This is a genomic window from Sphingomonas sp. DMC8, from assembly GCF_056314185.1.
Genome location: NZ_JBQUYV010000001.1, coordinates 677,578 through 689,813 on the forward strand (window position 1 = coordinate 677,578; position 12,236 = coordinate 689,813).

The following is a 12,236-nucleotide window of genomic DNA, read 5'->3' on the forward strand; positions in this document are numbered from 1 at the left end:
AGGGTCTGGCCCCACTCCCCTTTTTGTAAATCGGGTTCGAAGCACAAACGCGAGCCGGCTGGCAACTATGACTATCTTATGCGTACAGAGAATCAACCACTACAACGGCGCCGCCGACGTAGTCTGCCGGGCGAGGCTAGGCCGGGGACCAGCCGGCGTAAGAAGCGCGTAGGGTGGACTGCTATTGAGAAAGGCATTGCGTGGCGCCGCGTGACATCGAAGCGATTTTCAAGGGCATTTGGCAAAGATGCCTGAAGGAGCCCTCGCTCAGCGCGTTGACCGACGTGCAAATCGTTCGTTGGGCCGTCGAGAAGGGTGTCGTCGATCCGGTAGCCAGCGCGTGCAATGTCGGTCCATTTAGTAGCACGCCGGGGATCGTGCTGACTGCTGGCGCGAGAAAGGCCTTCTTCCCGACCATAGAGCAGTCGGGCGACGAAGCTTGGGCTTTGCGTCGCGCCAGAGCAGATGAGGATGCCGCGCTCTGGAACAAGGTGGAATGGTTTCTGCCCTTATGGCTGCCATTGGACGACATCCGGAAACTGCTGGCCGCCGTTCGATTTTCCTCACCGGAACAGGCGATTACGCTGTTCGACTATCATACCTCGACGCTCTATACGCTTGCGTTCCAGGCGATGTGCATCGAGCAGATCTTGCCGCAGGCGCGGAGCCTTCGTGACATTGTCCCCTTGGCACGCGAAGCTTATCTCGCCGTCTATAGCGGTTACCGGGCGTCGAGCATTGCGGCGCTTTTCCCGGCGATCGAAGGGAGCTTGACGAGAATCGCCACCGATCTCCCAGAGTCAGCCAAGGCGCCCGAGAAGATCGATCACGCTATCGGTCGCGCGATCAAGACCGCAGCAGATATACATTTTGAAGGTATGTGGGTTCCGGAGGCCTATAAGACCACTGAATACCTACTTGGGCAAGATGAGCGTGTATTCGTGTTTGAGACATTTCGTCGCTGGCTCAAAAACCATTTCTTCTGCAACACCGCTGATTATCGAGGTTTGACAGGCCTAAACCGACACATGTTTGCGCATGGCACGTTGTCGTCTTGGCAAAAAATGAACAATTTCAGCCGCCTTGTCGTGGCATTGGCTACGATGGCCGTGATCGAGTCTTGGTACGATGCCAGCGGTCGGATTTCGTTCATATTTCCAGAGATGAACGACGACAGCAAGTTTCTGTGGCAGCAGGCACTTCTGCGCGGCAATACGCAAATGACAATGAAACTGGTGGAGCAGGACCTCTATCAGAAAAACGGTCGTCTCGTCCCGGAGCTACCGACTGACAATGGCGTGACCTTACGAAAAGCGGTTCTGACCGAAGATTGCATGCGTGATCTCGTCCGGCCTTTGCGAGCTGCAGGCTGGAGCGTCTCTGTGGAGGAACCCGATGACGATGGTTTGTTCATGACAGTAACCGCTTCACACGAAGGGAAACAGATCAAGGTGGCGCTGCTCTTCAGTTGCGGGTCGAGCAACCTGCTCTACCGTCGGCTCGCCGGCGATTGCGATGTCATCCTCTACCGTGGCGCGCCATACAGTCAGGACGATTATGCCAGTGGCATTACGGTTCATGTCGGGCCGGTTCTCGGGTGGCAGCCGCCACAGGCGTCATAACAGTTATGGTCTGCTAAGCAAGAGATCCAAGTGTCGACAGGGCTATTTCGCACGTTTCGCCCGCTAATGTCGTGGATGGCCTCGGTCAGCTTCCGCATTCGGCCAGATAGGCGCCAAACGACCAGATCGAGACGTTCGGCCTCGACACTGTGATGGTCCGCTTATGCCGAAACTTGCCGTGCGCTTGCACCTGATCATTTAGGCCGCGATCGCTGATATAGCGGCCATTTGCGGCCTACTAATTGATCGTAAAATAGTGCCTTTCGTTCACGCCCGCTTACCGCACGCGAGTGACATCAACCATTTGGCCTGATCGCTCCTGCACTTAGAGGTTGACGTCCTCACATATGATTGTAATGTGTCATGTAGACGCGACACAGGACGATCTGCCATGAAATACACTTCCGTTGGCGCTTACGTTAAAGCCGAAGTCATACCGGTAGGGATGGCAGTCGCTGAGGCCGCACGCCGATTAGGGATAGCCCGGCAAACTTTGCATACGTTTCTGACGGGTAAGGCAAAGCTCTCGGCAGATATGGCAGCGCGGTTGGAGCGGTGCTTTGAAACGACGTCGGCAGAGCTTCTTGCCTTGCAAGCGCAGATAGATGGCTCGACTGAGGTGGCGCGGCAAGCAGCCAAGAACTCGGCCGGGTACCTGACCATTGGCGCAACAGATATTGAAGATTGGGCCCTTGCTAAACGTGTTTCATCCCGAGCCGTGCTGCCCCTTCTGATTCGCCGGTTAGCCTTTGCCACCACCCCCGATTTAACAGGGCTGGATTTCCACGGCGAAGAAGAAGCCGAACGGCATGGCTGGGACGGCGAAACCACTAGCTCCCTAGGCTCAGAAAAGGTGCCAGTTGGCACGTCCTGCTGGGAACTGAGTAATTCGGCAAACCTGCCGGGAAAGCCCAACGACGATATTCGCACCCGAGAAGCTGCGCTCAGTCCGCAAAAGCGTAAGGATATTACCTTTGTCTATGTGACTCCGCGCCGATGGCGCGGAAAGGAAACATGGGCGGAAACTCAGCGTGCCTCACGGAAATGGCGTGATGTGCGGGCGTATGACGCCGACGACCTTTCTCAGTGGCTCGAATTGTCCGTGGCAACGCAGATTTGGTTTGCGGAGCAAATTGGTAGACCCACTGATGGCGTAAGATCGCTTGATCGCTGTTGGGTAGAGTGGGCGAGCGCAACGAAACCTGAACTGTCACCACGCCTATTTGAAGGCTCAATCAAAGCGAACGCATCAACCATAGATCGCTGGCTTGCAGATACAGGCGGACGACCGCTTGTGGTGACGGCGGACTCAATAGCTGAGGGCTTGGCTTGGCTGGCATGCGCCCTGGGGGGGCATGTAAGGGAAAGTGCCGTCGTTGCTTCGACCCCTGATGCGCTTCGCCGCACCGCTGCTGCGACCATAGGAAGCGTAATAGTTATCGACAACGAAGAAGTTGAAAAAGGTGCGGGTCCTTATCTGGCCTCGCATCACATCGCTGCGGTTCGCACCAAGAAAAGCATCGAGAAGGATGCAGACATAGAGCTAGATCAGGCTGACTATGACTCTTTCAGGTTTGCCCTTGAGGATATGGGGTATGCCCATGAAGAGGTGTCCGCGCTGAGTGCACAGACCGCCCAATCTCCGACAATCTTGCGTCGTCATCTCGCCACGCTTCCCGCATTGAAAAATCCCGATTGGTCCAAGGAGGGAAGCGCTCTCACACGCAAGCTCATCCCGATCTTGCTCGCGGGGGCCTGGAACAAATCGAATGAATGGGACCGGGCGATTATATCCGACTTGGCCCAAGGCACGCCCTACGACCAGATCGAACGGGACATGCTCGATCTCTTAGCGTTGCCCGATGCGCCTGTCTGGGCGATTGGCAACTACAGAGGCATCGTATGCCGGCGAGATGCTCTCTTCGCGGTGCATTCCAGCCTGCTCGACACCGATATTGAGGCATTTCTTAAGGAGGCTGAGTTAATCCTGTCGGAGGATGATCCGGCCCTCGATCTCGAACCTGAAAAGCGATGGTCGGCGGGCATCTACGGAAAGAAGCGCGAGATTTCGGGTTCGCTACGCCAAGCGATCGGCGACATGCTCGTGTTGCTTGCAGTATATGGCGACGAGCTAATTAAGGGCAGACTGGACAAGATCGCCCCGCGCATTGATCGGCTTGTGCAACGGTTGCTCATGGATAAGCCATACCGCAATCTGGTTGCGCTTTCCTCGGATATGCAATCGCTAGCCGAGGCATCTCCAAGCAGTTTCTTGACCGCAATCGAAGCCGATCTTGCCAAGGCGGATTCCCAAACGCTTTTGATGCTTCGACCTGTTTCACCGGGTGGCTTTGACAGCCCGGACCGCACTGGCCTGCTGTGGGCGCTAGAACTTCTGGCTTGGGACCCCGCCCATTATTTACGGGTTGTGCGCGTTCTGACGGCGTTGAGCGAAGTGCCGATCAACGACAACTACATGAACAAGCCAGAAAATTCACTAGAATCCCTCGTGAGTTGCTGGCACCCAGAAACGTGCGTGGAGATTGATGGACGCATCGCGGCGTTGAAGGTGATTGTCGCTCAAAGCCCGGAGGTGGGCTGGCGCATTTGCCTGACTCAGGTTGCCGAGCATCATCGTATGGCAACGCCTAATTCGCGCCCAACCTATCGTCCGATCATGCGATCAGGCCCCCGCCGCATGACCAACGTCGAAATGTATAAGATGTGTGATGCTGCGCTTGACCTCATGCTTTCGTGGACCGCACCAGGCCCGGAAAAACTAGGAGAATTGTTGAAGATCGCTGATCAGCTGAATGACACGGATCAGCAGCGGCTAACTGTCAAGATAGAGGAGTGGTTGGCGACAGAACCCGGCGACGATGCCAAATCTAAGCTTGGGGAGACGCTTCGACTGCTGGGCTACTCTGCCGGCAAAAAGCCTCCCAAAAAGGCCGCCAAAATCTCAAAATATTTGTGCGACCTTGCCACTCGGCTTCAGCCCGATGATCCTGTGCAAAAGCACCGTTGGCTATTCGCGGAAAGTTGGATTCATGAATCCCGCGTCGAGCTTGAGGATGAAAAGTTTGACTATGAAAAGCGCGAAAAGCGCATCGCTGATATGCGCGATGCTGCGATGGCCGAAGTTTTCGCCGCCAGAGGTATGGAGGGCATTCTGGACCTTCTGGGCAACGGTAACGCCAGCTATGCAGTCGGCTGGCACCTGTCGAAAGCCATATCTGCCGAGCAGACCATCGACTTGATTCGTGCGTTGATCTCGAACGACGATACGGAAATGCGTGCCAAGCGAATGGCCTGTGCAAACGGCTTGTTGAACAGAGATGGGGAAGCTGGAGCACTCGAATATGCGTCGCAAGTGATGGCAACTAAAGGCGCTATGTCGTGCCTCAATGACGATGCAGCAATTCGCCTGTTCCAAATTTGCCCCGTCAATGGTGCGACGTGGCGAATGCTTGAAACGCAAAGACCCGATCTAGTTGGACGGTATTGGCGGGAATTGATCCCGAACGCTTGGCGACTTGAAGCTGATGAGATGCAGGAGATGGTCGACAAGCTGCTAAGGGCAAATCGGCCTCGTGCGGCCTTTTGCAGCATCCGCTTCGAGGTTGAAAAGTTGGGCGGACCGACCTTGGCAAAGCTGATGCGATCGCTGGTCGCTGGTGGCGATGAGGAAGAAGGAACTTACCAACTTGATGGATACCGCCTCTCCGACGCGATGAAGCATCTGAACGCATCCCGCGAGCTATCAATGGATGAAATGGCTTCGCTTGAGGTGGCGTTGGTTGATGCCCTGACTCACAACGAATATGGCATCCCCAACCTAGAGAAAAAGATTTCGAGCGAGCCTGCCTCATTCGTCCAGCTAATTGCCCTGATGTATAAGCGGAGGGATGACGGAACCGATCCTGAACGATTTCAGATACCCGACGACGCCAACAAGGAAGCAATCTTCCACAACGTATATCGTGTCCTAGATTATATTCGTAGAACACCGGGATCGAACGATGCGGGAGAAATAGACGTCGCAGCCTTGATACATTGGATCAAGGAAGTTCGGGCGCAATTGGCCGATCTGTCTCGCGGCGAAATCGGGGATCAATGCATCGGCCAGCTTTTAGGCAGGTGCCAACCCGGCAAGGATGGCATTTGGCCCCATGAAGCGGTTCGACTCGCCTTGGAAAGCGTAGGCACAGAACAAATCGCACGCGGGATGGAGTTGGGCGTCTATAATTCTCGCGGGGTCGTTTACCGAGGGCATGGCGGCGATCAGGAGCGGGCTTTGGAAAGCAAATATAGAGCTTGGGCCGATGCTCTTGCGCCAAAGCACCCGTTTACCTCGCGGATGCTCAATAATATCGCTGACGGATACCGGCGCGATGCTGAGTGGCATGATACAGATGAAAACGTTCGTCGACGAATTGGCAGGCCATGAAGGCGGGCGAGCGCGTTCAAGATATATCAACGTCCGTTCTTTGCATTTCACCACCAGAAGTGGACGGTCAGGATCGTCCAACAATCAAGACATGGTAGAACGGACATCAGCGGCTACACGAATGGCGGTTAGTTGCGTGACCGGACGATCCTAGTCGCGGCGCCGACCGGCAGGTAAGTCCCATAGCCGGTCAATTCTTCTCAGGTGCGTGGTCATTTTCGACGAAAGGCCTGTTAGAAAGGGCCTGTTCCGCCCCCAACGTCCGCGCCGCCATCCACTGCGGTACATGCCAGCTTTCGGGAAGGGACCGCGCAACCACTCCTGGGAGGAAAGACCAAAGCAGAATCCCGGAGAGGAATGCACCGAGCATCATCCATAGCTCGCGCCTGCGCTGGTGATCGGTCGACCTCGCCCGAACGACGATCCCGTCGATGCGCCCGATCACCTTATGCAGGTCGGCGCGCGCCTCATCCATCTGGCGCTTGTCGTCTGCTCTCGCATCTGCCGCCGCCTTCGCCAGCTGTTGGACCATCATGGCTGGGGTTAGCTTGACGGCCGGCGCCTGCTCGACGCGGGCGATGTCTTCGGTCATCGCGGCAAGCTGTCGGTTGATAGCACCCAGCGTCGGGCTGTAATCCGGTATCTTCTCGCGCGCGGCGGTCAGCCCCTGGATGGCTGTGTGAAGGAGGGATATCTCCTGCCGCAGGCTTTCGAAGGCCTGGGTGGGATCGTCGGCAATGCCGTAGTGGCGGGGAATGTCGGTCATGGGCGCGAGCCTACATCCCGATGTTGAGGCCGCGCGAGCGGCCGAGCCATTCCTGGAGGTCGTGAGACATCGACGCGCCTCCCTGAGACTTCAAACCCAGTTCCAGCGCACGGTTGCGCAGCAGCGACTCGAGCTGGGGATCGCGGTGGAGCGCTTTGGCGATCGTGGTCATGGCATCCCTGGTGGATCGCGCGGCATCGTAATCGCCGCTCCGCTCCATAGTTTTCAGCTGCCGCGCCTTGCTCTGCCAATCCGCGACGAAGCGATCTGCGCGGTTGGCGGCATCGATGCGGATTTCGCCCTCGGCGATCATCGCCTGGATGGCGCGGCTGGTGCGGCCATTCGCGGCCTCGCTGATAAGGGCAGGGTCCCTGTTCATCGCGACGCGCATGTCTTCGCTGCCGCCGGGGCGAAGCGCATCGATCTCCTTTCGGGCACTACCAAAGGCCTCTCGCTGGTGGGGCAGAGGCTCGAAACCCTGCTGCTTCATGCCAACGATGTCCTGCGCCGCGCGGCCAAATCGCTGCACAGCCTGTTCGAGCGGACTGGGCTGGGTTGGCATGCGGATCGGCGCGCTGCTGAGCTTCAGCCCGTCGAACATGCCGCGACGGGGCAGCGTCGGCGCTGGCGATAGCGCCAGCTGCACGTCGGCCGCGCGGGTGTAATCCGACGCCATGTCCTTGCCGCGCTCGCGTGCCAGCGTGCGGGCCAGCCGCCCGGCATCGGCGAAATCATCCTGGCCATAATGCAGATCGACGCGCTCCCGATGGCGCGACAGCGCGACATAGGCAGCGTGCCGGTCCAGCCCCGGCGTTGCCAGCACATGGACGCGGTCGACGGTCATGCCCTGTGCCTTGTGGATGGTGGCGGCATAGCCGTGATCGACATGGGCGTAGTTCTTGAGGTCGAACGCAACACTTCTCCCGTCATCGGTGCGCACGCGCATCGCGATTCCGCTGACCTGTTCGATCGTGCCCAGCGTGCCGTTCTTCACCTCCAGGCTGCGCTCGTTCTTTAGGAACATGACGCGGTCGCCCGCCGCAAACGACCGGCGTCCCCGTTCGACGACAAGATCGACGTCGTCGCCCAGCATCTGCGCTGCCCGCATCCGGTCGCGCGCCGCAGTGTTCAGTTCGCGCACTTCATCATTGGTATGGGTGAGGATAATGCGGCTCGTCAGTCGTGTTGCTTGACGATCCTTGTCCCAGCGGTCGATCAGCGCCTCGCGCGCAGCTTCGCGCGTTTCGGCGGCATGGACATGCCCAGCCTCCGTATAGGCGGCCAGCGCTTCGCCGGTGCGGCCGGTGGCGAGCTGGCGTGTCGCGTCGCGTTGCCAGTCTTCGGACTGGCGGCGGATGGTGGTGATTTCCACCGCGCCGTGTCGCTCGGCAATCGAGCGGAACGCCGCACCGGCTTCGATCGCCTGGAGCTGCTGCGGGTCGCCCACAAGCACCACCTTCGCGCCGCGCTTCTCTGCTTCCCGAATGACGCGCTCCATCTGCCGCGTGCCGATCATCCCGGCCTCGTCGATGACGAGAACGGATTTGTCGGTCATCAACTCGCGGCCTTGGCCCCATTGATGCTCCAGGCTGGCGATCGTGCGCGACGCAATGCCCGAACCGCTTTCCAGATTCTCGGCGGCGATGCCCGACAGCGCCGCGCCGTGGACGGTATAGCCCGCCGCTTCCCAGGTCTCGCGCGCGACGCCAAGCATCGCACTCTTGCCGGTCCCGGCATAGCCGATGACGCTGCTGATGCCGCGCGCGGAGGTCACGTGCTCCAGCGCGCCACGCTGCTCGGGCGAAAGCCGTAGGCCGCGCTGTTCGGCGACGCCGAGCGCGCTTTCCAGATGCCGATCGGCAACCGCGTGATGCCGGCGCGCGTCGAGCGTTGCGGTGGCACGTTCGAGCCGCTGCTCGGTCTCCAGCATCGTGCGCGACGTGAACCGATCGTCGCCGCGCCCGTCCTTGCCCAGCTTCACCAGCTCGGGCGACGCACGCACCGCTGCCATCACCTGGTCGAACTGGTCCTTCCCCTCGCTATGCCGGTGCACGAACATGGCGAGGTCACGGGTGGTGAAGGTCGCTTGGCTGTGGGTGATCGCGTCGAGCGCGATGCTGGGATTGGCGAGGATCTTGTCGCCATTGGCGCGGGCGATGGCGCGATGTTCTTCGAGCCGTTCGCTGTCACGGCCTTGCGCCACCATGCGCGACGCGGCGGGGCCGATCTTGTGCTGAGGCTCCAGATCGATGCCCTGCGCTTCCAGGCTGCGGTGATCGACCCGCGCATCGATATCGAGTTCGGCGAGGCGCTGATTGACGTGCTCTGCCCAGGCCTCACGCCAGTGGGTCAGCAACTCGGTGCGATTCCAGTCGCGGACCTTCGCGCCGAACCCATCTTCGCTGATCCCGCGAAGCCCGAGCATCACATGCGCATGGGGCTTCGCCAGTCCATCGGCGCCGATATCCCAATGGACATTGAGATCGGCGACCATGCCGCGATCGACAAATTCGCCCTGGACGAACGACCGCGCCAGTTCGATGCCGTCAGCCTGCTGCATCTCGCGTGGGATCGCGAACTCAATTTCGCGGGCAAGCTGCGCGTCCTTGCGTAGCTCGGCGGCTTCGACATCATTCCACAGCCGCTCGCGGTCGCGCCATGCTTCCGGCGCGTTCTCGGGCAGCAGCACGTCGCTGTGCACGACGCCGGCCTTGTTGGAAAAGTCATGGCTGCGGCCGAGCCGCTGATCGTGCAGCCGCGACGCCGAGCGATAGGCGGCAGCCGCCACCGCGCTCGACCCGGTGGCGCGGGAAATGACTTTGGCCGAGAAGTGGTAGATCGCCATGGCGACGCACCAGATACGCCTAAAAGCGCACGTCGGCACGACGTATAAGCGCGCCCTCGAACGATTTCATCGCTCTCGGGACCACGAAATCTCACCAAGTTTCAGGCTATTGGCTCGGATTAGCTGTGACGATATCTGGAATGTCCGACCGACACAAGGGAAGGACCGGACGATGCGAAAGCCCAGAGACTATGATGCGGACCTGAAAGCGCTCGCCGACAAGGCGCGCCAACTGAAAACGCGCAAACAGAACCAGCTCGGCGAACTGGTGATGGCGACCGGCGCCGATGCGCTCAGCGTAGAGGAACTGGCTGGCGCGTTGCTGCATGCGGCCGGCATCGACGCTGCGACGCGGGAGGCGTGGCGCAAACGGGGCGCAGCTTTCTTTCAGCGCGAACGGCAGGGCGCTGGCCGCCGCACTCGTCGCGAGCCGGGCGGCACTGCTGCGGGTGAGCGAGGCGCGGAACCGGCTCCAGGCGAAGCAGGCGCGGCATGATCGCCGCGACTGGCAGGTGAAACGGCGCGAGCGTACCCGGCAGCTGATCGAACTGGGCGGGCTCATCGCTAAAGCTGGCCTGGTCGAGCTGACCGAGGACGACCGTACCGCGATCCTGGGCCTGTTGCTGGAGGCTGCAGCGAGGCTGCGTGATGGCAATCGCGAACATGTTCTGACGCTGTGGCGGCGGCGTGGCCGACGCGCTTTCGAGCACGGTGTCGGATGACGACGATCTCAGCTGAACTTTGAGCGTGGCGGACATCGCCGGGTGGGAGGGATGTTTGTGATCCGCTGTCGAAGTAGCTCTTCGATCCTGTAGATTGATCAGAAGGCGGCGTTGCCGGGCAGCGGCGCGGAGAGATTCGCTTGGTATGCGGCCCGGCACATTTGCCACTTCACCGGAGGTAATTTCCCTCCAAACGGTCTGTCACTCCTTGCCTCGACACGAATCCCGGTGATTGCAATTTCATAGTCGCCGTCAAAATCGGGGGCGTCGGGAAAGCGGGCAGGAAGGCCGGTTGCGGCGAAATCGATTAAAACGCTGTCAAATGACCCGGCTGCGATCGGTCGCATAAGAAGGCCGCCGGTTTCCTTCGGACGGAACACATGTCTGGCCGATCCGCGTTGATCGGTGCGTTGCAGGATCAGCGTCGTAGCGTCAAAGCGAACAACGGCGTCGACCGGCATTTGTGCGAGACTTCTCACAAGCGTCACGCGGATTACGCATTCCTCCATGCGGCCGTCGACAATCGAAGCCTGCGGAACCACTGTAACGACAGAGACCGTCGGGCGGCAGCGAAGCCAAGAGCCGACCCGCCAGAACGGGCGGGGAAACCAAGGGCGTGGCATCCAGTCTACCAAGCGACGCCAGCCCATCACTATGAGCGCTATGAGCAGTAAGGATGCCGCGCAGGCGACAATCGACCAACTGACAGGTTTGGGCGGCTTTGGCAGGATGTCCGGCAACAGGTGGTCGATCACCCAATATGTGGATGTCACGACGAATGGCAGGGCGAGGTACCGGGACCGCGTCAAACTTGTCATGCCGCCTTTTACCCTGCCTGCCGCGCCGTCGCCTCCAACTGGGCAATGCGCTCCAAACAAATCTCGTTCACCACGCGGCCCAGTTCTTCGACCTGCTCACCTAGCCACGTCAGCTCGTCAGCGCTGATCCGGTAGTGCTTCGAATAGCGCGCCTTCACATAGGCTTCCTTCAGCTTCTCGAACATGCCGCGTTGCTTGCGGTTGTCGCCCGGCCAGACGTAGGCCAGGCGCCGGTCGAGCCTCTCGGCTTGCGTGCGCAGGAACGCCAGATTGTGAACGTGCGGCGTGTAGAACGTCACAACGAGCAAGGCCGTATGATACAATCGTTCTGTTGCTTGATGCAGCTGGAACGCCGCGTTGTTAAATCGCTGCTGCGCGAGGTTGAAACGAAAATTGTCGAAAAACTCGCCGCCGCTCGGGTACCACTCCTCGAAATACTCCTTCGCCATGGTAAGCGCGGCGTGCGGCGATTTCGGCTTGGGCTGGTGCAATTCGCTGTCGTCGCTCTGGTAGAGCGCGATGCCATCGCGGGCGACGTCCATGAAGAAATAGCGGCCATGGGCGAGGCCGTCGTTCACCTCCTGCAGGCTGTGAACGATGAAATTGACCGGGGTCTTGATGCTGCCGGTGATGCCAAATTCGCGCATCAGCCGATCATCGACATTCGCCCAATATTTGATGCGGTCGGTCAGGCGCTTGTCGTTGACGATGATCAGCAGGTCATAGTCGGACTTGTAGCCCTTGGCGGTATGCGGCTCGTCGATCCAGTTGCCGCGCGCATAGCTGCCGTACAGGATGACCTTGAGGATGCGGCCCTTCTTCTTCCACTCGTGGCTGGCGAGCGCGAAAGCGTCGTCGAACTCCTCGAAGACGATCTGCACCACGCGCTCCAGCTCGCGCTGCTTGGCAGGCGGAAGGTGATCGAGATTGCTGCGCATGGCGGAAGCTACCCTGTCGGGCTTGCCGCCCGATGGCAAGCCACCCGGCGGCAAGCGGTTGGTTCGAATGCCGGC

Annotated in this window: 8 protein-coding genes; 4 read left to right on the forward strand and 4 right to left on the reverse strand. The window is 59.6% G+C overall.

What is annotated here, in order from left to right:
* Positions 1–200 precede the first annotated feature (200 nt).
* Positions 201–1,622 carry a hypothetical protein gene (locus ACT53K_RS03325; protein WP_476227107.1) on the forward strand — a complete coding sequence of 474 codons (1,422 nt, stop codon included), beginning with the start codon at positions 201–203 and terminating at the stop codon, positions 1,620–1,622.
* A gap of 391 nt (positions 1,623–2,013) precedes the next feature.
* On the forward strand, positions 2,014–6,072 hold the full coding sequence (locus tag ACT53K_RS03330) for a HigA family addiction module antitoxin (protein ID WP_476227108.1): 4,059 nt from the start codon (positions 2,014–2,016) through the stop codon (positions 6,070–6,072).
* Between the two features lie 190 nt (positions 6,073–6,262).
* Here the strand turns inward: ACT53K_RS03330 and ACT53K_RS03335 are convergent, their stop codons facing one another.
* Both ACT53K_RS03335 and traA read right to left on the reverse strand, forming a co-directional pair.
* Positions 6,263–6,838, reverse strand: a complete 576-nt coding sequence (locus ACT53K_RS03335) for a DUF6118 family protein (RefSeq protein WP_476227109.1) — start codon at positions 6,836–6,838, stop codon at positions 6,263–6,265.
* A gap of 10 nt (positions 6,839–6,848) precedes the next feature.
* On the reverse strand, positions 6,849–9,683 hold the full coding sequence (traA, locus tag ACT53K_RS03340) for a Ti-type conjugative transfer relaxase TraA (protein ID WP_476227110.1): 2,835 nt from the start codon (positions 9,681–9,683) through the stop codon (positions 6,849–6,851).
* Between the two features lie 172 nt (positions 9,684–9,855).
* Here traA and ACT53K_RS03345 point away from each other — a divergent pair, with 172 nt between their 5' ends.
* Together ACT53K_RS03345 and ACT53K_RS03350 are read left to right on the forward strand one after the other, a co-directional pair.
* On the forward strand, positions 9,856–10,179 hold the full coding sequence (locus ACT53K_RS03345) for a conjugal transfer protein TraD (RefSeq protein ID WP_476227111.1): 324 nt from the start codon (positions 9,856–9,858) through the stop codon (positions 10,177–10,179).
* On the forward strand, positions 10,133–10,405 hold the full coding sequence (locus ACT53K_RS03350; protein ID WP_476227112.1) for a conjugal transfer protein TraD: 273 nt from the start codon (positions 10,133–10,135) through the stop codon (positions 10,403–10,405). The genes ACT53K_RS03345 and ACT53K_RS03350 overlap by 47 nt, the downstream gene beginning before the upstream one ends.
* 98 nt (positions 10,406–10,503) lie before the next feature.
* Here ACT53K_RS03350 and ACT53K_RS03355 read toward each other — a convergent pair whose 3' ends face one another.
* Positions 10,504–11,223 carry a hypothetical protein gene (locus tag ACT53K_RS03355; protein WP_476227113.1) on the reverse strand — a complete coding sequence of 240 codons (720 nt, stop codon included), beginning with the start codon at positions 11,221–11,223 and terminating at the stop codon, positions 10,504–10,506.
* An 8-nt stretch (positions 11,224–11,231) separates the two neighbouring features.
* Positions 11,232–12,161 (reverse strand): HEPN domain-containing protein, encoded by a 930-nt coding sequence (locus tag ACT53K_RS03360; RefSeq protein ID WP_476227281.1) that lies wholly within the window; start codon positions 12,159–12,161, stop codon positions 11,232–11,234.
* Between the last annotated feature and the right edge of the window lie 75 nt (positions 12,162–12,236).